General features: G+C 63.4%; 18 protein-coding genes. 12 read left to right on the top strand and 6 right to left on the bottom strand.

Features of this window, described 5'->3' with window-relative positions; genetic code table 11:
* The first annotated feature begins 36 nt into the window (after positions 1 to 36).
* A complete protein-coding gene (locus AC1D0N_RS13030; protein ID WP_477244410.1) occupies positions 37 to 975 on the top strand; it encodes an NAD(P)-dependent oxidoreductase in 939 nt (312 codons plus the stop codon).
* Positions 976 to 990: 15 nt separating this feature from the next.
* Here AC1D0N_RS13030 and AC1D0N_RS13025 read toward each other — a convergent pair whose 3' ends face one another.
* Together AC1D0N_RS13025 and AC1D0N_RS13020 are read right to left on the bottom strand one after the other, a co-directional pair.
* The gene (locus AC1D0N_RS13025; protein ID WP_477244409.1) at positions 991 to 1770 is read right to left on the bottom strand and encodes a FadR/GntR family transcriptional regulator; all 780 of its coding nucleotides are present in this window, start codon (positions 1768 to 1770) and stop codon (positions 991 to 993) included.
* A gap of 196 nt (positions 1771 to 1966) precedes the next feature.
* Positions 1967 to 2956, bottom strand: a complete 990-nt coding sequence (locus tag AC1D0N_RS13020) for a sugar-binding protein (RefSeq protein WP_477244407.1) — start codon at positions 2954 to 2956, stop codon at positions 1967 to 1969.
* 446 nt (positions 2957 to 3402) lie between these two features.
* Between AC1D0N_RS13020 and AC1D0N_RS13015 the strand changes: the two genes are divergently transcribed.
* The 11 genes from AC1D0N_RS13015 to AC1D0N_RS12965 all read left to right on the top strand — a co-directional run bounded on the left by AC1D0N_RS13015 (position 3403) and on the right by AC1D0N_RS12965 (position 13577).
* Positions 3403 to 4146, top strand: coding sequence for an ATP-binding cassette domain-containing protein (locus AC1D0N_RS13015; protein WP_477244405.1), 744 nt, complete (start codon positions 3403 to 3405; stop codon positions 4144 to 4146).
* 61 nt (positions 4147 to 4207) lie between these two features.
* Positions 4208 to 5206, top strand: a complete 999-nt coding sequence (locus tag AC1D0N_RS13010; protein ID WP_477244403.1) for an ABC transporter permease — start codon at positions 4208 to 4210, stop codon at positions 5204 to 5206.
* Positions 5207 to 5372: 166 nt separating this feature from the next.
* A complete protein-coding gene (locus AC1D0N_RS13005; protein ID WP_477244401.1) occupies positions 5373 to 6200 on the top strand; it encodes an AraC family transcriptional regulator in 828 nt (275 codons plus the stop codon).
* Between the two features lie 112 nt (positions 6201 to 6312).
* Positions 6313 to 6756 carry an SRPBCC family protein gene (locus tag AC1D0N_RS13000; RefSeq protein WP_477244399.1) on the top strand — a complete coding sequence of 148 codons (444 nt, stop codon included), beginning with the start codon at positions 6313 to 6315 and terminating at the stop codon, positions 6754 to 6756.
* Between the two features lie 21 nt (positions 6757 to 6777).
* Positions 6778 to 7572, top strand: a complete 795-nt coding sequence (locus tag AC1D0N_RS12995; RefSeq protein WP_477244398.1) for an FAD binding domain-containing protein — start codon at positions 6778 to 6780, stop codon at positions 7570 to 7572.
* 62 nt (positions 7573 to 7634) lie between these two features.
* On the top strand, positions 7635 to 8117 hold the full coding sequence (locus tag AC1D0N_RS12990; protein WP_477244396.1) for a (2Fe-2S)-binding protein: 483 nt from the start codon (positions 7635 to 7637) through the stop codon (positions 8115 to 8117).
* A gap of 11 nt (positions 8118 to 8128) precedes the next feature.
* Positions 8129 to 9496 carry a xanthine dehydrogenase family protein molybdopterin-binding subunit gene (locus AC1D0N_RS12985; RefSeq protein ID WP_477244394.1) on the top strand — a complete coding sequence of 456 codons (1368 nt, stop codon included), beginning with the start codon at positions 8129 to 8131 and terminating at the stop codon, positions 9494 to 9496.
* A gap of 1 nt (position 9497) precedes the next feature.
* On the top strand, positions 9498 to 10502 hold the full coding sequence (locus AC1D0N_RS12980) for a xanthine dehydrogenase family protein molybdopterin-binding subunit (RefSeq protein WP_477244392.1): 1005 nt from the start codon (positions 9498 to 9500) through the stop codon (positions 10500 to 10502).
* A gap of 8 nt (positions 10503 to 10510) precedes the next feature.
* Positions 10511 to 11392, top strand: a complete 882-nt coding sequence (locus tag AC1D0N_RS12975) for an AAA family ATPase (RefSeq protein WP_477244390.1) — start codon at positions 10511 to 10513, stop codon at positions 11390 to 11392.
* A 221-nt stretch (positions 11393 to 11613) separates the two neighbouring features.
* On the top strand, positions 11614 to 12690 hold the full coding sequence (locus AC1D0N_RS12970) for a vWA domain-containing protein (protein WP_477245012.1): 1077 nt from the start codon (positions 11614 to 11616) through the stop codon (positions 12688 to 12690).
* The gene (locus AC1D0N_RS12965) at positions 12690 to 13577 is read left to right on the top strand and encodes an amidohydrolase family protein (protein ID WP_477244388.1); all 888 of its coding nucleotides are present in this window, start codon (positions 12690 to 12692) and stop codon (positions 13575 to 13577) included. Before AC1D0N_RS12970 ends, AC1D0N_RS12965 begins: the two co-directional genes overlap by 1 nt.
* A gap of 4 nt (positions 13578 to 13581) precedes the next feature.
* Here AC1D0N_RS12965 and AC1D0N_RS12960 read toward each other — a convergent pair whose 3' ends face one another.
* The 4 genes from AC1D0N_RS12960 to AC1D0N_RS12945 all read right to left on the bottom strand — a co-directional run bounded on the left by AC1D0N_RS12960 (position 13582) and on the right by AC1D0N_RS12945 (position 18880).
* Positions 13582 to 13989, bottom strand: a complete 408-nt coding sequence (locus tag AC1D0N_RS12960) for a carboxymuconolactone decarboxylase family protein (RefSeq protein WP_477244386.1) — start codon at positions 13987 to 13989, stop codon at positions 13582 to 13584.
* A 225-nt stretch (positions 13990 to 14214) separates the two neighbouring features.
* Positions 14215 to 15711, bottom strand: a complete 1497-nt coding sequence (locus AC1D0N_RS12955) for a sugar ABC transporter ATP-binding protein (RefSeq protein WP_477244384.1) — start codon at positions 15709 to 15711, stop codon at positions 14215 to 14217.
* Complete coding sequence (locus AC1D0N_RS12950) at positions 15711 to 16760, bottom strand: hypothetical protein (RefSeq protein WP_477244382.1); 1050 nt, start codon at positions 16758 to 16760, stop codon at positions 15711 to 15713. Before AC1D0N_RS12950 ends, AC1D0N_RS12955 begins: the two co-directional genes overlap by 1 nt.
* Positions 16757 to 18880: an ABC transporter permease gene (locus AC1D0N_RS12945; RefSeq protein WP_477244380.1), complete on the bottom strand. Its 2124-nt coding sequence runs from the start codon at positions 18878 to 18880 to the stop codon at positions 16757 to 16759. The genes AC1D0N_RS12950 and AC1D0N_RS12945 overlap by 4 nt, the downstream gene beginning before the upstream one ends.
* Positions 18881 to 18951 lie beyond the last annotated feature (71 nt).

Raw genomic sequence — 18951 nt, 5'->3', positions numbered from 1 at the left:
AGGGCAATTATCAATAATCCAGACAGGACGGACGATATGAACACGACTGCCGCGAGCGAGAAGATCGGCTTCATCGGGCTTGGCCTGATGGGGCATGGGATCGCCAAGAACATCGTCGACAAAGGCTATTCCCTGACCTTTCTCGGCCGCAAGAACCGCAAGCCGGCGGAGTATCTGCTTGGCCGGGGCGCCACGGAAGCGTCGACCCCGCGCGACGTCGCCGCAGCCTCCGATATCGTCTTCATCTGCGTCACCGGGTCGCGCGAAGTCGAGGCCATCATCCGCGGCCCCGGCGGCCTCAAGGAGGGCCTGAAGAAGGGTTCGGTGGTCGTCGACTGCTCGACCTCCGATCCGGTGTCGACGGTGGCACTGGCGGCCGAGCTGAAGGATATCGGTGTCGATCTTGTCGATGCCCCCCTCAGCCGCACCCCCAAGGAAGCCTGGGAAGGCACGCTCGACGCCATGGTCGGCGCGCCTGATGCACTTTTTGCGCGCGTGAAGCCCGTCATCGAAACCTGGGCCGGACGCATCGTCCATATTGGCGGCACCGGCGATGGCCACCGCATGAAGCTGCTCAACAATTTCATTTCGCTGGGCTATGCCGCGATCTATTCCGAGGCGCTGGCGCTGGCGCAAAAGGTTGGCATTTCGCCGGCGCGTTTCGACAGCGTCATCCGCAACGGCCGCATGGATTGCGGCTTCTACCAGACCTTCATGCGCTGGACGCTGGAAGGCGACCGCGACGCCCACAAATTCTCAATCGCCAACGCCTTCAAGGATCTCACCTACCTGGAATCGATGGCGGGTGCCGCAAGCATCGCCAACCCGTTGGGCAATGCCACCAAGAATTCGTTCGCCGGCGCCCATGCCACCGGTCCGGCCGAACAATTCGTGCCTATGCTGGCGACACATATCGGCAAGGTCAACGGTGTCGACCTGATGCCCAGCAAGGACGGCAAGAAGCAAACGATTTGAGCGCGCCGACCAGCGTCAGCGTCGCGACCGGCGGACAATGTCGTCGGTGTTCGCAAGCAGGCGGTGCACCGCATTGCGCGCGGCAGCGGGTTGCTGCAGGCGGATGGCCTTCTCGATCGCCTCATGCAGCTTCTGCGCGTGCCGCTGGTCGCTGGTTTCGCGCGTGACGAAGACAAAGAGGTGATCGAGCGCCGATTCAATCAGCACGCCGAGCGGCACCAAAAGGTCGTTGCCCGATGCTCGCAGGATGGCGAGGTGAAAACGCGTGTCGGCGCGCGTACGCGCCTGCAGGCTTGTCGCCTCCCCCATCTCGCGGCAGGCCTGGCTGATCTCGGCCATCTGCTCTTCTGAACGTCGCACGGCGGCGAAGGCGGACGCTTCCGGCTCGATGATGTGGCGGAATTCCTGCACGGTGCGCAGGAACGCTTCGCGGTCCGGCGCTGTCGCATACCAGGCGAGCACATCGCGATCGAGCAGGTTCCAGCGCTCTTTCGGCTCGACCCAGCTGCCGATCTTGGGGCGTGATGCCAAAAGGCTTTTCGCCATCAGCATCTTGATCGCCTCGCGCACCGCCGAGCGGCTGACGTCGAACGTCTCGGACCACTTGGCTTCATTGGGCAGGATGGTTCCCGGCGGATAGTCGCCGCGCACGATCCGCAGACCAATCTCATGGGCCAGCGAGGCATGCACGCTCGAACCTGGAACCCTCGTGGCATCGGCACGACGAACGGCAGCCGGAAGGCTGGCCAGCGCATCGACCCGGGCGCGTCGCTTTCTTGATTTTTCGTCCGGCATCCACGTTCCAGTGCGTCGGCTATCTGTCGCGGGAGATTGTCCGGAGTTTGTCCGCACCCGCCGAAATCTTCGCCGAAAATACGAAACCATGGGCATGCGAAAGCCGGAGCTGCTGCCCCGACAATGCTGCTTCGTCCATTGTCATTGAAACCGATGTGACGGGGCGCCCGTCAAACGGACGCCCCGAAATCGCGGCCTACTTCTGGATGCAGGTGTCGACCGTATCCTTGGTGCATTCGTCGAGGCCGGTGAAGACCGGATCGGCGACAGGTTTGCCTTCGATCAGGTCGATCATCACCGACGGCGCCTTGTAGCCCATTTCGAACGGACGCTGGCCGACCAACGCGGTGACGAGGCCGTCCTTGGCAATCGCCACTTCGTCGCCGATCGTGTCTGCGGCGCCGATGACGAAGTCGTTGCTGGCGATCTTGTCGGCCAACGGCTTGAACAGGTCGCGATAGGGCTGCGGAGCGCCGAACAGCGGCCAGCCGCCCATGATGCCGAACGCATCGAGCTTCGGGTTGGCGGCGAGGATGTCGGTCATCGCCTGCACGCCCTTGGCGCCGTCGTCATTGGTGAACACCGGGCAGCCGGCAACTTCGGTCCAGCCACCTTCGCCGGCCAGCGCCGCCAGGCCTTCCTTGCCCGACAGTGCGTCGCGCATGCCTTGCGCGCGGCGCAGGATGTTGTCGGCCGCAGGATTGCCCTCGATCGTGCAGATCGTGCCGCCGTTCGGCTTGCCCTTCTTGATGTACTCGCCGATCTTATGACCCATCAGATAGTTGTCGGTGCCGAGATAGGTCTTGCGAAGCGCCGCATCTTCCTTGCTGAGGTCGGCGTCGAGCGTCATGATCGGGATCGTTGGATTGGCGGTCTTGATCGTCTGCGCGATCAGCGGTGCGTTGGACGGCGAAATCGCCATCGCCACGGTATCGGCCTTGCTCAGCATGTCCTGCACGATCTGGGCTTCGCCGGCCTCGTCAGAGGTCGAAGCCGGACCGGTGTAGAAGCATTCGTACTCCGAACTGGCGTTCTCCTTGTTCCATTTCTCGCAGCCCTGATGGATGGCTTCGAAGAACGGATTGTCGAGACCCTTCACGACGATGACGAGCTGTTTCTTGGCCAAAGCCGGCCCGGCGCCCAGCGCCATGACGGCGGCAGCGGCGAGCAATAGTGATTTCCTCATGTCAGTCCTCCCGTTGAAACAGACGGACACGGCGTGCCCGCCACACAGATCAACCCGGATGCGCGATGACAGAGGGTCGTTTTGCGAGCGCTCATGTCATCAAGCCAGGTCGATAAGTATTTTCAGATGCGGCCTAGAACCGGCCCGGCAAAAAAGCTGGTGCCCAATCCTTGACCCATAACCTCCGACGATCCCTTCTTCCAACCAGCATCGGGGATCGACTATTCTCCTCCGATGCTTAGCTAATATCGGCTCGCCGCCAACGTCAATGCTATTTGTCCTACAAAACTGATTTTTAGAAAAAGAAGTGCCTCAATTCGGTCCGCAATTGATTGACGCGCGCCGGCTTTTGCGTAAAAGAACGCTATCGCCGTTTCCGGGAGGAGCTGGAAAGAGCGAGCCTGAGGCAGAACAACTGCCCGGCAGAATGGGGAAGGAAAAGGCTGGTGGCGGTTCTCGAACTCACCAATATTTCAAAGCATTTCGGCGCCATCCAGGCGGTCAACGATGTGTCGCTGTCGATCGAGCCTGGCCAGGTGGTTGGCCTGATGGGCGACAACGGCGCCGGCAAGTCGACGCTGGTCAAGATGATCGCCGGCAATTTCCCCCCCAGCCATGGCACCATGCAGATGGACGGCAAGCAGTTGATCCTGCACAGGCCGGTGGAAGCACGCCAGCACGGCATCGAGATCGTCCACCAGGACCTGGCGCTGTGCAACAATCTGACCGCCGCCGCCAACGTCTATCTCGGCCGTGAACTGCGCCGCGGCATCGGGCCGTTTCGCATTCTCGACTATGCCGCGATGTACAAGCGCGCCGGCCAGATCTTTGCCGAACTGAAATCGGAAACCCGCCCGCGCGACCTCGTCAAGCAGATGTCCGGCGGCCAGCGGCAAGCCGTGGCGATCGCCCGCACCAGGCTGTCGCAGGCCAAGATCGTGCTGATGGACGAGCCGACGGCGGCGATCTCGGTCAGGCAGGTTGCAGAAGTGCTGAACCTGATCCGCCGGTTGCGCGACCAGGGCATTGCGGTCGTGCTGATCAGCCACCGCATGCCCGACGTCTTCGACGTTGCCGACCGCGTCATCGTCATGCGCCGCGGCCGCAAGGTCGCCGACAAGGCGATTGCATCGAGTTCGCCGGAGGAAGTCACCGGGCTGATCACCGGCGCCATCGAGCAAGTCGCATGAGTGCGGCAAATCAGGAATTCGCCACTTTGGCGCGGCTCATCGCCGGCAAGAAAGGTCGATAATGGCAGTCACCCTTGACCAGACGATCGCGCAGAAACAGCACACTATTTTCTCGCGCATATTCGCCAGCCAGACCTTCTGGGTGGTGATCGCCGTCATCCTCGCCTGCATTTTCCTGTCGTTTGCCACCGACGCCTTCGCCACGTCGAAGAACCTCTACAACATCACCCGCAACATCACTTTCGTCGCCATCATCGCACTCGGCATGACCTTCGTCATCATCACCGGCGGCATCGACCTGTCGGTTGGCTCGGTGCTTTGCCTGTCTTCGATGGTGCTGGCGGTGACCATGCATGCCGGCTACAGCATCGAGATCGGCATTCTTGCCTCGATCGGCACGGCGCTGGCCATCGGCGCCTTCAACGGCATCCTGATCGCCTATCTCGGCTTTCCACCCTTCGTGGTGACGCTCGGCATGCTGTCGATCGCGCGCAGCCTGGCCATGGTGGCCTCCAACAACACCGTCGTCTTCCAGTTCGGACCGGACCACGACAAGCTTCTGGCGCTGGGCGGCGGCGCTTGGGTGTTCGGCATTGCCAACCCTGTGCTTTACATGATCCTGCTGGCGCTGATTACCGGCTTCACGCTGCGCTGGACGAAATTTGGCCGCCACATCTTCGCCATCGGCGGCAATGAGCATGCGGCGACATTGACCGGCGTTCCGGTGCGCCAGATCAAGGTCGCGGTCTATATGATCTCGGCACTGGCCGCAGGCATTGCCGGCGTCATCCAGACCGGTTGGCTGGGCGCCGTCACCACCAATCTCGGCACCGGCATGGAGCTGCAGGTGATTGCCGCCACCGTCATCGGCGGCGCCAACCTGGCTGGCGGCGTCGGCACCGCCTTCGGCGCCATCGTCGGCGCGGCGCTGATCGAGGTGATCCGCAATAGCCTCGGCCTGCTCGGCATCAATGCCTTCTGGCAAGGCGTGTTCATCGGCGGCGCCATCCTGATGGCAGTGCTGTTCGACCGGCTCCGCAACTTCAGGCGCGAAGAATAAAGGCGACGGCGCCGGCGTAGGCCGTCCTATCGCTCAGTCTGAAAATCCGCCGCCATGGCACCCGGGAATCACCGGTCGCACCCATGTGCCTTGACGCGGGCACGACACGCGCCGCACTATCCCCGGCAGGCGAAGGGAGGCCAGTCGCCTGCGGGAGGATATACCCATGACGGAAGCGATCAGGCTCTATTGGGGCCGGTTCGGACATGTTTCTGTCCTGAATGTCGCCAGCGACTTCGTCACCCATGCCCATGTCGAGGCGCATATCATCATCTGGCTGGAAGGCACAGCCGGCGAAATGACCATCGGCCGCCAGACGGTGCGGCTCGGCCCCGGCACTGCCGCCGGCATCAATTCCTTCGAGCCGCACAGCCACGCTCTGTCGCGCGACGGCACGCCGGGCCTGTTCCTCGCTTTCTACATTGATCCGGATTGGGCGCGCCGCCGCCGCGACATGCCTTCGTCCGCGCCGTTGTTTTCGGTACCTGCGATCACGCTGGAGCCATGGCTGCACCAGGCGGCAGGCAATCTGCTCGATCATCTGAGCGACAATGAGAGCATCGACGACATCGCCAATTACGAGATCGAGCGCTTCATCGACAGTGTGCTCGATGCCGCCGACGCCTCGGCGCCACAGACCGTGCGCGCCCGCGTCCACACCATGCAGGACTTCCGCGTCCGCAAGGCGATCCAGCTGATGAAGGCCAATGTCTGCGAGCGCATCTGCTTCGACGAGGTGGCGCGCAGCGTCGGCCTGTCGCGGCCGCATTTCTTCGCCTTGTTCAAGGAACAGACCAATCTGACGCCCAACGTCTACTGGAACACGCTGCGCATGGAGGAAGCGGTGCGCCAGCTGCAGTGGTCGCAGGAGCCGCTGATCTCGGTTGCCTGCAATCTCGGCTTCACCACGCAAGGCAATTTCTCGCGCTTCTTCCGCGACCATGTCGGCGTGCCTCCAACGCTCTACCGCGAGGCGGCGCGGGCAATCAGCTGAGCCCGGTCAGCATTTTCAGACGCATCGATAAGCTTTGAAGACTGATTGATAAGCGGCGGCACTGCCGCCGCCCTACCTTGCCGGGCAGCAAAACGCGCAAGGGAACCATCATATGGCGAAAGTCACCATCTCCAGCGTCATCGACGCGCCGGTCGAAAAGGTCTGGGCGCGCATACGCGACTTCAACGGCCTGCCGAGCTGGCACCCGCGCATGGTCGAAAGCCATATCGAGGACGGCAAGGATGCCGGCACCATCGGCTGCGTACGCAACTTCCAGCTCGCCAGCGGCGCCCGCATCCGCGAAAAGCTGCTCGACTTCTCCGACGCGAATTTCCTCGTCAGCTACTCCATTCTCGAAACGCCGCAGCCGATCACCAACCACAAGGCGACGCTGCAGCTGCGGCGGGTGACCGACGGCGACCGCACCTATGCCGAATGGACGGCGAGCTTCGACGCCGCGCCCGAAGACGCGGAAAAGGTGGCTGAAGGCATGGGAACCAATGTCTTCCAGGGCGGCTTCAACGCGCTGAAGAGCCACTTTGCCGGCCAAGGCTGAGCGCAAACAAGGGAGCCGGTCATGGCGCTTGCATTGCAGACTTTCTCGACGGTGAAGGACGCGAATGCGGCGCTGAAATCCCAGGGCAGCCGCTATCTCGGCGGGGGTACACTCGTGGTCCGCGCGGCCAACGAAGGCGATGTTTCGGTCTCGAGCCTTGTGCGCCTGACAGACCCTTCGCTCTCGACCATTGCCGTTGCCGGCGGCAAGGCCCGCATCGGCGCCTCGGTGACCATGGCGGCGATCGCCCGCCACCCGGATCTGGCTCCGCTGGCCCGCGCCGCGCGCGCTGTCGGTGGTCCGGCGATCCGCAACATGGCGACCGTCGGCGGCAATCTCTTCGCACCGACGCCCTATGGCGACTTCACTGTCTCACTGCTGGCGCTGGATGCGACGGTGAGCACCGATCATGGCGAGTTGCCGATCGAGGAATTCCTGGCCAGCCGTTACAACAGCCGGGGCATCGTCACCGCGGTCAGTTTCGCGATTCCGGCGCAAGGCAGCTTTCGCTTCCTGAAAATCTCCAGGGTCAAGCCGAAAGGCGTCTCCGTGCTGAGCATCGCAGCCGTGGTCGAACAGGCGGTGGATGGCGCCGTGTCCTCGGCGCGGATCGCGCTTGGCTGCATGGCCGACCGGCCGCTGCGCGCCATCGCCGCCGAAAAGGCGCTGCTCGGCAAGGAGCTGACCCGGGACGGAATCGCGCCCGCTCTGGCTGTCGCCCGCGACGGCACCTCACCGGCCACAGATCCGATCGCCAGCGCCTGGTATCGCAACGAAGTCCTGCCGGTCCATCTCGGCCGGCTTTTGCTTGCTTGAAGAATGCCCCTTTAGGGGGCGCGCGCTTGCCCTGACGGGCAGGCGCGCAAGGAGGAAACGACATGGCAAAGGTCCCGGTTCAGTTCACGCTCAACGGCAGCGAAACGGCCGAATTCATCGACAGCGGCACAACGCTGCTCAACGCGCTGCGCGACAAGATCGGCGACACCTCGCCGAAAGGCGGCTGCCACCAAGGCACCTGCGGCGCCTGCTCGGTCATCATCGACGGCGAACTCCGGCTCTCCTGTCTGACGCTGGCCGAGACATGCAACGGCGCCGCCATCACCACCACATCGGGCCTGTCGCAAGGCGGCGTTCTGCACCCGCTGCAGCGCGCTTTCCTCGATGCCTTCGCCACCCAATGCGGCTTCTGCACGCCTGGCATGATCATGGCGGCCAAGGTGCTGCTCGACCACACGCCCAACCCCAGCCGCGACGAGGTGGTCGAGGCGCTGTCGGGCAACATCTGCCGTTGCACCGGCTACGAGCCGATCATCCAGGCGGTGCTGCTTGCGGCGCGCGCCAATTCTCAGAACGCGGCCTGAGGGGGCAAAAGATGGACCTGCGCAAGAACTATTTCTCCGACCAGCGCAAGGACGACCTGCACGAGATCGGCCAGCCCAGGCCGCGCTCGGATTCGCCCGGCCATGTCACCGGGAAAACCACCTTTTTCGCTGACCGCAACTTTCCCGGCATGCTGCACCTGAAGATGGTGCGCAGCCCGCATCATCACGCCCGCATCCGCAGCATCGACACGTCAGAGGCGGAGAAACATCCGGGCGTGGTCAGGGTGCTGACTGCCAGGGACGTGCCGCACAATGTCTACACCATCCTGATCCTGATCCAGATCGGACCGGAGGACGAGACCGTGTTGGCCGACGGCAAGGTGCGCTGGAAGGGCGAGGCCGTTGTGGCGGTGCTGGCCGAGACCGAACGCGCCGCACAAGAAGCCGCCGCCAAGGTCAAGGTCGACTACGAGGTGCTGCCGGCGGTCTTCGATATGGAAGAGGCGCTGAAGCCCGGCGCACCGCTGGTGAACGAATATCACGGCCAGAACTACTATCTCTATGACAGCGGCGAGTGCCGCAAGGTACGCTTCGGCGATGTCGAGGCGGGCTTTGCCGGCGCCGATCACATATTGGAACAGAGCTACCAGTCGTCGCCGATCGAGCACGCGCCGACCGAGACGACCGGCTGCATCGTCGCGCCCGAGGGCAATGACCGCTTCACCTGCTACACCAACACCCAGGCGATGTTCTTCACCCTCGACAACGCCTCGATCATCCTGCAGATGCCCGGCAACAAACTGCATTTCGTCGGCGGCACCGTCGGCGGCGGTTTTGGCGGCAAGGTCGACGTCATCGTCGAGCCGATCGCCATTCTTGGCGCGAAACTAACCGGACGACCAGTCTGTTTCATCTACAGCCGCGAGGAGGAGATGCAGATATCGTCACCCCGCGCGGCCGAAAAGGTCGTCATCAAGGACGGCGTCATGAAGGACGGCCGCATTATTGCCCGCAAGGTCACCGGCTACACCGATGCCGGCGCCTATTCGCGCCATTCGCCCTATGGCGCGCAGAAGGGCGCCGGACACTATCCCGGCCCCTATACGATCCCCAATGTCTGGATCGACACCTATTGCGTCTACACCAACCGCACGCCCTCGTCGGCCATGCGCGGCTTCGGCGTTACCATCGGCGATTTCGCGCTGGAGGTACAGATGGACAAGCTGGCGCGGCTGGTCGGCATGGACCCGCTCGAATTCCGCTTCATCAATGCCTATCGCGACGGCGACATGAAGGCACATCGCCAGCCGACGGAGGGTGCTGCACTCATCGAGTGCATGCAGGAAGCATCGCGCGCCGCCAACTGGCCGGTGGCGGAAAAATATCTGGCCATGTCGTCCTACGCGAAGGGAGCTTGAGATGGCGATCAGGCGCGGACGCGGCGTTGCCGCGATCAATTATCCCACCGGTATGAACCTCGGTGGCGACCCGACCCAGGCGCTGGTGCATTCGACGCCGACCGGCAATTTCATGGTGACGCTGTCCTCCGTCGATCTTGGCCAGGGCATGAAGCAGATCATGGCGCAGATCTGCGCCGAGACCATAGGCGTGCCGACCGACCGTGTCGTTGTCGATACCGCCGACACCGACACCGGCCCGCACTGCATGGGCACCTTCGCCTCGCGCGGCACCCACCGCGCCGGCAACGCCGTCATCCAGGCGGCGAAGGAGGCCCGCCAAGTGATGCTGGAAGTGGCTGCTGAGGAACTGGAAGTCAACGCATCCGACCTCGAGACCGATGGCCAGGGAAACATCCTGGTAAAGGGCGCGCCGCAAAAGTCGATCTCGATCTTCGACGTCGCGCTGTCGGCGCATTTTAAGCGCGGCCGCTCGATCTCCGGCCGCGGCATGTTCCTGATCCCACGCTCCTATCCCGAGAAAGAAACCGGCGCGATGAAGCCGTCGACCTGCTATGCCCATGCCTGCACCGTGGCCGAGGTCGAGGTCGACGACGAGACCGGCGAAGTGACGGTGTTGACGGTCAAGAACGTCTTCGAGATCGGCCGCGCGCTGAACCCAAAGATGGTCGAGCAGCAGCTGGTCGGCGGCTCGTGGATGGGCATCAGTCACGCGCTCTACGAGACCACCGAGCCCTATTACCCCAATCGCGACCATGGCGGCACCGACTTCAACCAGTATCTGATGCCTGGCCCCGGCGACCTCGCAGAGACCGAGATCATCGTGCTGGAGCGGCCCTCTGCCGATGGGCCTTACGGCGCCAAGGGACCGGGCGAAATGTGCGCCAATCCGCAGATACCGGCGGTCGCCAATGCCGTCTTCGACGCCGTCGGCGTGCGCATCGACACGCTGCCGATCACGCCGGAGCGCATTTTGCGCGCGCTGAAGGCGCAAGCGCCGAACTGAGGACCGAAATGCCCGCAACAAGCGCCGAGACTGTCGCGACCTCGCCGGAGGCAGTGGCGTCGCGCTTGGCCACCTCGCGCTATCTCGCCGATGAAAGCCTGGCGACCGCCATCTTCCTGGCGATAAGACTGGGTAAGCCGCTGCTGCTCGAAGGCGCGCCGGGAGTCGGCAAGACCGAAGCCGCCAAGGCGATCGCCGAAGTGCTCGGTCGTGATCTGGTGCGGTTGCAATGCTATGAAGGCATCGATGCCGCGCACGCGCTCTACGAATGGAACTACCAGCGTCAATTGCTCGCCATCCGCCATGCCGGCGAGCATGAGATCGACATCTATGACGATCGCTTTCTGATCGCGCGGCCGCTGCTGCAGGTATTGAACGCCCCGGAAGAGCGTGTGCTGCTGGTCGACGAGATCGACCGCTCGGACCATGAGTTCGAGGCGCTGCTGTTGGAATTCCTGTCCGATTTCCAGATCAGCATTCCCGAGCGCGGCACCATCCGCGCCAAGGCGCAACCGATCGTCATCCTGACCTCGAACCGCACCCGCGAACTGGCGGAGGCGCTGCGGCGACGCTGCGTCTACCACTGGATCGGCTATCCCGACGCCGAGCGCGAGGCCGCCATCATCATGCTGCGCGCCGGCGATGTGGCGCAAGCCACTGCGCGCGCCGTGGCGGCAGCCGTGCAGACCATCCGCGCCCGGCCGCTGGCCAAACCGCCCGGCATCGCCGAGGCGGTCGAATGGGCCAATGCCGCAACCATCCTGGAAAAGGGTGGCAGCCCGTGGCCGGAAGCCTTCCGCCGTGCCATCGGTGTGCTGATCAAGGACGAGGAAGACCTGTCCTACATCGCACCCGAGCTCGGCCGCATCGTCGAGGAGGCGCTGGCGTGAGCCGCGACCTCAGCAATCCCTTCGCCCCGTTCACGGGGAGAAGGTGCCCCGAAGGGGCGGATGAGGGGCAGCGCGAACCTCCGATGTCGGCGCCGCCCCTCACCTGCCTGCCGGCATCAAGGGTCGAGCCACTTGTCTCGACCCGTCCTTCGGACCCCCGCAAACGGGGCGAGGAGAGCCTACCCCGCGCCGCAGCACCCTTGCTCGGCTTCGGCCGGCTGCTGCGCCGCCATGCTTTTGCCGTCGCACCCGAGCAGATTTCCGGCTTCATGCAGGCGGTGACCCTGCTCGGCCCCCGCTCGATGGCCGACATCCGCGAGGCTGCCCTTGCCACACTGGCGCCGCCGCCGGACCGCCGCGACGAATTCGAGGCGCATTTCCAGAGCCATTTCTACGGCAACACATCCGCCGTGGTCGAAGGCGACGCGGACGAGGAAACCCGCATCAAGGATGATGGCGGCGCGAGCGAGGATGAGATCGGTGTGATCAGCCGGCAAGAGGGCGGCGAGCTGTCCTCCGGCGCCGAACGGCTGAGCACCCGCGACTTCCAGCGCGACGACGACGGCTTGTCCGCCTTTCGACGCAAGCTCGCTTCCGCCCTGCCCGTCCGCCGCTCGTTCCGCACCGTACGCACCCATTCGCGTGGCAAGCTCAATCTGCGTCGGTCGCTGAGGGAAATCGTCAGTGCCGACGGCGACGTCCCCTCGCCGCTGCTGCGCCGCCGCCAGACCGTGCCGCGCAAGTTGCTAATCCTGATCGACGTGTCCGGTTCGATGAAGCTGCACACCGCGGACTATCTCAAGCTCGCGCATGCCGCCGTGCAAGGCGCGGACCGCGCCGAGATCTTCACCTTCGGCACGCGCCTGACCCGCATCACCGGCGCGTTGCGCATTCGCGATCGCGATCAGGCGCTTGCCCGCGCCGCAGCCCAGGTCGACGACTGGGACGGCGGCACCCGCATGGGACCGACTCTGCTCGCCTTCCTTTCGGTGCCGCGCTTTTCCGCCTTTGCCCGGGGTGCCGCGGTCATCATCCTGTCGGACGCGCTGGAGCGCGGCGACCATGCCGAACTGGAAATTGCAGTGCGCCGGCTGAGCGCTCGTGCCTTCCGGCTGTCACTGGCGACGCCGCTGGCCGGCGACCCGCGCTTCCAGCCGGCAACGGCAGCACTGCGCGCCATCCTGCCGCTGCTTGACGATCTCGTCGACGGCTCGTCGCTCAAGGGTCTCACCGATTTCATCCTGTCGCTCGCCCGCCCAGCGCCTACGGCGGCGACAATCTGGAAGAGGGTTTCGTGATGCAGAAAGTCATCGACGCGCATTTCCACATCTGGCGCCAAGAAGATCAGCCCTGGCTGGTCGGGCCGATGGTGCCGCGCATCTTTGGCCCCTACGAGCCGATCCGCCGCGACTACCCGATCGAGGAATTTTTGGCCGACCAGAAAGGCGCCGGCGTCGAGAAGGCCGTCTATGTCCAGACCAACTGGGCCAAGGAAGATTTCGAGAAGGAGGTCTCCTTCCTGCAGAAGACGGCTGACGAGACCGGCTGGCCGCACGCCATCGTCGGTTATACCGACATGACGGTGGACGATATCCGGCCTCAGATCGACCGGTTGAAAAAGTATCCGCTGCTGCGCGGCGTGCGCATGCAACTGCACTGGCACGAAACGCCGGCCTTCCGCTTCGCAGCCTCGGCCGACCAGGTCATCGACCCCAAGGTGCGGGCCAACGTCGCGCGGCTGAAGGACTACGGCCTGTCCTTCGACCTGCAGCTTTTCCCCGCCCAGATGAAGGACGGGCTGACGCTGGTCGGCGAGAACCCCGAAACCAATTTCATCCTCACCCATGCCGGCATGCTGACCGGCATGGAGTCGGAGACCACCGAGGCTTGGAAAGCCGGCCTGCGCACGCTCTCAGTGGCACCCAATTTCTACGTCAAGCTGTCCGGCCTCGGCACCTTCGTCCACCGCAACGACCCGGCGCTGATCGCCTACATCGTCGACAACGCGATCGACATTTTGGGCAGCGACCATCTGATGTTCGGTTCGAACTTCCCGATCGAGAAACTGTGGACCAGCCACGCCGAACTGATCAAGGCGCACCGGAATGCGGTGGCAAAACATGGCGTGGCAGCGGAGGCGGATGTCTTCTGGAACACGGCGAAAAAGGTTTACCGGCCAGTGTGAACCTTCACTTCACCTCAAACTCAGGATCGACCGGAATCTGCATCGCCGTCACCAGATGGTTGGTCTGCCCCGCCAATCCAATGATCGACACCAGCTCGCCATGCTGCGCATCACTCATGCCCTTGGCGCGCGCGGCGGCCGTGTGTGAATGGACGCAATAGGAACAGCCATTGGCGGTCGACACGGCGATGTAGATCATCTCCTTGGTCAGAGGATCGATGGCGCTGTCGGCAACCATCACCACTTTCAGCTGTTCCCAGATGCGCTTCAGTACTGCGGGATCATTGGCCAGCCCGCGCCAGAAATTGTTGACGAAATCGGATTTGCGCGTCGCGCGGATGTCGTCGAACACAGCCTTCACGGCCGGAATCTTTTCCACCTCGGTATCGCTGAGAAGTCTTGTGGTGGCCATGGCATTTTTCCCTTGGTTGAATCGATGGACTAGGTCGTTGAAACAGGTCTCGAGCAAAGGCGGCTAATCGGCTTTTCTGATTCGGTTTTTGGCGCGCAAAGGCACCGAACCGTGGAGATTGGCGGAGCCCCCCTCACCTTCGTCATCCCTGGGCGAAGCAGGCGAGCAGGGATGACGAAGGGGGGACCGCTCGGCCAATTGTCGACGTACGCATCGGCCAGAGACCTAATGCACAGCCGCGTACATGATCTTCTCCTCCGTAGCCTCCGCCGGCGAAAACTCCTCGACGATGCGCCCTTGCCTGCAGACAAGAATCCGATCCGACAGGTTCATAACCTCCGGCAGGTAGGACGAAATGACGACGACGGCCAAGCCCTCGTCGGCCAGCCGGTTGATGATCTGGTGGATCTCGGCGATCGCCCCGACATCGACGCCGCGCGTCGGCTCGTCGAAGATGACGATGCGCGGCTGCTGCACCAGCCCCTTGCCGATCACCACCTTCTGCTGGTTGCCGCCGGAAAGCTCGACGACGCGAGCATTGTCGTTGATCGCCTTGATGTTCAGCGTCTTCGTCCATTCGGCGGAAAGCGTCCGCATCTCCTGCGCATTGATCACCCAGGCCTTTTCGCGACCCGCCGCCAGCAGCCCGCCGAACAGGTTTTCGGCAATGCCCATCGTCTCGAAGATACCTTCGCTCTTGCGATCCTCGGTGACGTAGACGATGCCGTCGGCCACCGCTTCGCTCGGCACGAGATAGCGCACCGGCCTGTCGTCAAGTTCGATGGCCCCGCCGCGCAGGAAATCGCGCTTGTAGATGCCGGAGACGATCTTGAAGGTCTCGGTGCGACCGGAGCCGATCAGCCCGAACACGCCGGTGATCTGGCCCTCGAAGATCGAGAACGACGTGTTGCGCACCACATTGCTCATCGAGATATCCTGTACCGACAGCACCTTCCGGCCGGCCTTGCGCAGCTTCGCTTCGTCGCGCTGGCGATAGATCTGCCCCGACAGCGTGCGGCCGACCATGGCGGCGACGATCCGGTCGCGGTCGAAGGCCGATGTGTCGTCGGTGATGACAAGCTCGCCGTCGCGCAAAATGGTGATGCGGTCGGCAATCAGCAGCGCCTCTTCCAGCGCGTGGCTGATGAAGACGATCGACACGCCATTTGCCTTCAGCCGGCGGATCAGCGCGAAGAAATGCCGCTTTTCCTCCGGCGTCAACGTCGCCGTCGGCTCGTCGAAGATGATGATCTCGGCATTGTGGTGGACGGCACGTGCGATCTCGACCATCTGCCGCTTGGCCGCACCCAATGTCGCCACCATCGCATTCGGGTCGACAGGAAAATTCAGCGACTGCAGGAATTGCTGCGCTGAGATGTAGGTGCCACGCAGCCGGTTGAGGAACTTTTCGGTGCCGAGATAGAGGTTCTGCGCCACCGTCATAGACGGCACCAGGCTGGTCTCCTGGAACACCATGGCAATGCCGGCTTCAAGCGCGGCATGCGGCGAGGCGTAGGCAATCTCGGCGCCTTTATGAAACATCTTGCCGGAGGTGGCGTCGACGACGCCGGCGATGATCTTGGTCAGCGTCGATTTGCCAGCGCCGTTCTCGCCGAGCAGCGCGTGGATCTCGCCCTTGCGCAATTCGAAACTGACATTCTTCACAGCGGGCACGCCGCGATAGGTCTTGGTGACGTTCTCCAGGCGGACGATCGGTTCCATCAAAAACCTCCCGCATCGACGGCCAGCACGCAGTCACCGCCTTTGGAGGCAATGAACAGGCGGTTATCCTTTTCCACCACGCTGCAGATGCCGTGGCGTGTGCCGTTGGCGCGGCTGTGCAGGCTGAATTGCGGCTGCATCTTTGGGTCGAGCTTGACCACCAGCCCATAGGAACGGCTCGGCGACCATGGCTTGTGGATGCCCATGGTGCGGATGCCGCCGCATTGCAGCGGTTCGAGAAAACTGCGGTTGGAAGCCAGCGCCGGCGCGATCCAGTAGGCCGGCGACACCTGCTTGATCATGTCCTGGCGATAGTGCGTTTCCTGCAGCACGAATTCGATCAGCCGGTTGCGCGGCGCAAACAAGCTCAGCCACGCCCCGCCATCGGCGGAAGGCGAGAGCCGCGCGGGATAGCCGGGCAGATGCGTCAGCACCGTTGAGCGGTTGCCCGTCGTGCCATCAAACCGCACCAGTTGATGCCGCCAGCTTTCGCTGACCAGCACATCCCGCCGCATGGGATACAGGCCGTAAGGAAATGCGATGTCGCCGGCCACTTTGCGGAAATCCGTGCTGCCCGGCTCCCGCTTCCAGAGCGATCCGGACACGCCCTTCTTCATCAGGTCGGCGGCCCATTGCGACGGCGAATGTTCGGCCGAACCATTGGCGAGCCACAGTGTGCCATCATCGCCATAGGCAAGTGCAGTGATGCAGCGGAGATCAGCCGGCAGCGAAACGTCCTTGCCTGATATCAGCAGCTTGCCGTTTTCCAGCCCGACCGCCAGCTCGCCCGATGGCGACAGCGCCAGCGCTGTGATCGGCGATGGAAAAGTTTCGACCACCTTGGACTCGGCGCCGGCAGCAATCGAATAGATGGCGTTGCCGCTGGAGGCCAGCAGCCGGTCACCGGAGACCAGCAGATTGTCCGGCTCTGTCAGTCCGGCAAACGCCGGCGCATTGTCCAGCCGCGTGTTGGGGCGGAAAGCGCCGTCGAGCGGCGGGATCGTCACCGCCTTGCCGCGAAACAGGTCGAGCACTGGATCGAGGATCATGGATTTGCTCCCCAATAGGAGGCGGGGCTGGTCCAGTTCGGGTCGGCCCCCGATATCTTGTAGCGGCCGATGCGGTTGTTGAGGATGCCGCCGACGAAGAGAAATCCCTTGTGCTCACGCATCGAGGTGACCATTGGATGGGCGGCACCCGAGAGGTCGCCCATCGCCTCGACGATGCCGCCGGTCTCGTTGAATTTCACCACGCCGCCGGTGTTGATGTTGGGGAACAGCCATTCGTCCTGCGGCAGCCGCCGCGTCATGCGCTTGCGCATGTCGGGGTGGCGCAGCGACAGGTCGAAGCTTGGCGTGCGCATGCCGAGCCACGCCATCCAGTAATTGCCGTCGGAAGCGCGGTTGATGTTGTCGGGGTAACCCGGCATGTCGCGGATGACGCATTCGGCGCTGCCGGCCTTCGGCCCTTCCAGCCAGTAGCGATGCACACGGCAGGCCCAGCTTTCGGCGAAGAACAGCGACTTGCCGTCATGCGCCATGCAGACGCCATTGGTGTAACGGTAGCCGTCGAGCAGCGTCCTGGTCGAACCATCCTTCGGGTCGTAGACCAGCAGCCGCCCGGTGGCGCGGTTCTCGATCGAGTCCAACGCCCAGTCATGGGCGTCGTAGCGCTTGGTCGAATCGCTGAAATAGATACGGCCGTCCGGCGCGATGTCGCAGTCATTCGGGTCCCGCAGCCGCGCATCGTCGACGATCGAGGTCCAGGAGCGCGACGTCTCGGCCGACAAGCGTTTGACCTCGCGCTGCGGCGAGACGGAATACAGCCCCATGGCGCCGACGCAGCTGATGAGATTGCCCGCTCTGTCGAAGGCGAGACCGAGCGGAAAGCCACCGATATGGGCGAAGACTTCTGACTTCACATAATCCGGGGCAAAGAAGCGAACGATCTCGCCGTGGCGCGTGCCACAGTAGAGATGATCGTCGCGGTCGAGGATGACGTCTTCCGGCCCTTCCAACTCGCCGAGCCCGATATGATCGGCTTCCGACAACCGGTTGTCGAGTTCGTAGGGCGTGCCAGATCCGGGCGCCGCCGACTGCGTTTCGCCCATCTTGAGATAGACCGGCGCGACATAGACCTCGTTCAACACCTTGTGGCGGTTCTTCAGCCAGCGGATGTCAATGGTCACCGCGACCGCCAGCATGATGCCCAGCACCATCTGGTTGGTGCCGGTACCGTAGCCCAGCCGGATCAGCCCGTTGGTCATCGTCAGCACGATGATCGCGCCCATCAGCCCCTTGATCACCGAACCGCGACCGCCGCCCAGGCTGACGCCGCCGACCACCGCCGCCGTCAGCGCCATGATCTCGAGGTTGAGGCCTGTGCCCGGCCCTGCCCCGCTCAAACGGCAAGCAATCAGGAAGCCGCCGATCGAAGCGCAGAAGCCGGAAAAGACATAGGTCATGAACACGGTGCGGCGCACGCGGATGCCGGCATTGTGCGCGGAGCGCCTTGAGCCGCCGACCGCCAGCACATGCCAGCCGGGCCGCGAACGCGTCAGCGCGATATGGGTGACGATGGCCAGGATGATCGCCAGCCACACCGAAACGGAAAGCCCCCAGAAAGTGCTGTCGCCGATGAAATCGAGAACGTCCGACGTAGCTGAGGAAAGCTGCACGTCGGCGGCATAGGTGGTGACGAGGATATCGAACAGCGCCCGCCCGAAAATGAAGGTGACCAGCGTCGTCAGAAAGGCGCGCAGCCTGAGATAGCCGACGAGATAGCCGTTGATGGCGCCGAACAGCAGCCCGGTGCAAAGCGACGCCGCCAGCGCCAGCCATATCGAGTGTTCGAGGATGAAGAAGACATAGACCGCGGAAAAGCACGACAGCGCGAAGATCGAGCCGACCGACAGGTCGATGCCGCCGCCCAGCATCACCACCGTCATGCCGGTGACCACCATCGAGAACTCACCGAGCTGGCGTGTCGAATCCTGCAGCGCCGTCAGCTTGAAGAAGCCGGGAATGACCGAGCCGAACGTTGCCAGCGTCGCCACCAGCGCCAGGAACGGAATGGCGTTGTCGGTCCAGCGTTTGGTCAGGATCTCGCCGACGATATGGTCGGGCACGAGATTGTAGCGCCAGGACTGGAGGCGTTCGCGAAAAGACATCGGTTGCTGCTATTCCATGAGGGAACGAGGTGGCCGAAACAATCCGGCCACCTCGTTTATTTCAGTCGAGA

Source organism: Mesorhizobium sp. P2_E10, assembly GCF_056404235.1.
The sequence above is the reverse complement of the archived record's forward strand: the minus strand, read 5'-3'. Positions and strand labels throughout refer to the sequence as shown.

Coding starts and splice junctions, on each gene's coding strand:
- AC1D0N_RS13030 (WP_477244410.1), top strand. CDS start 37: ATGAACACGACTGCCGCGAGCGAGAAGATCGGCTTCATCGGGCTTGGC.
- AC1D0N_RS13025 (WP_477244409.1), bottom strand. CDS start 1,770: ATGCCGGACGAAAAATCAAGAAAGCGACGCGCCCGGGTCGATGCGCTG.
- AC1D0N_RS13020 (WP_477244407.1), bottom strand. CDS start 2,956: ATGAGGAAATCACTATTGCTCGCCGCTGCCGCCGTCATGGCGCTGGGC.
- AC1D0N_RS13010 (WP_477244403.1), top strand. CDS start 4,208: ATGGCAGTCACCCTTGACCAGACGATCGCGCAGAAACAGCACACTATT.
- AC1D0N_RS13005 (WP_477244401.1), top strand. CDS start 5,373: ATGACGGAAGCGATCAGGCTCTATTGGGGCCGGTTCGGACATGTTTCT.
- AC1D0N_RS13000 (WP_477244399.1), top strand. CDS start 6,313: ATGGCGAAAGTCACCATCTCCAGCGTCATCGACGCGCCGGTCGAAAAG.
- AC1D0N_RS12995 (WP_477244398.1), top strand. CDS start 6,778: ATGGCGCTTGCATTGCAGACTTTCTCGACGGTGAAGGACGCGAATGCG.
- AC1D0N_RS12990 (WP_477244396.1), top strand. CDS start 7,635: ATGGCAAAGGTCCCGGTTCAGTTCACGCTCAACGGCAGCGAAACGGCC.
- AC1D0N_RS12985 (WP_477244394.1), top strand. CDS start 8,129: ATGGACCTGCGCAAGAACTATTTCTCCGACCAGCGCAAGGACGACCTG.
- AC1D0N_RS12980 (WP_477244392.1), top strand. CDS start 9,498: ATGGCGATCAGGCGCGGACGCGGCGTTGCCGCGATCAATTATCCCACC.
- AC1D0N_RS12975 (WP_477244390.1), top strand. CDS start 10,511: ATGCCCGCAACAAGCGCCGAGACTGTCGCGACCTCGCCGGAGGCAGTG.
- AC1D0N_RS12965 (WP_477244388.1), top strand. CDS start 12,690: ATGCAGAAAGTCATCGACGCGCATTTCCACATCTGGCGCCAAGAAGAT.
- AC1D0N_RS12960 (WP_477244386.1), bottom strand. CDS start 13,989: ATGGCCACCACAAGACTTCTCAGCGATACCGAGGTGGAAAAGATTCCG.
- AC1D0N_RS12955 (WP_477244384.1), bottom strand. CDS start 15,711: ATGGAACCGATCGTCCGCCTGGAGAACGTCACCAAGACCTATCGCGGC.
- AC1D0N_RS12950 (WP_477244382.1), bottom strand. CDS start 16,760: ATGATCCTCGATCCAGTGCTCGACCTGTTTCGCGGCAAGGCGGTGACG.
- AC1D0N_RS12945 (WP_477244380.1), bottom strand. CDS start 18,880: ATGTCTTTTCGCGAACGCCTCCAGTCCTGGCGCTACAATCTCGTGCCC.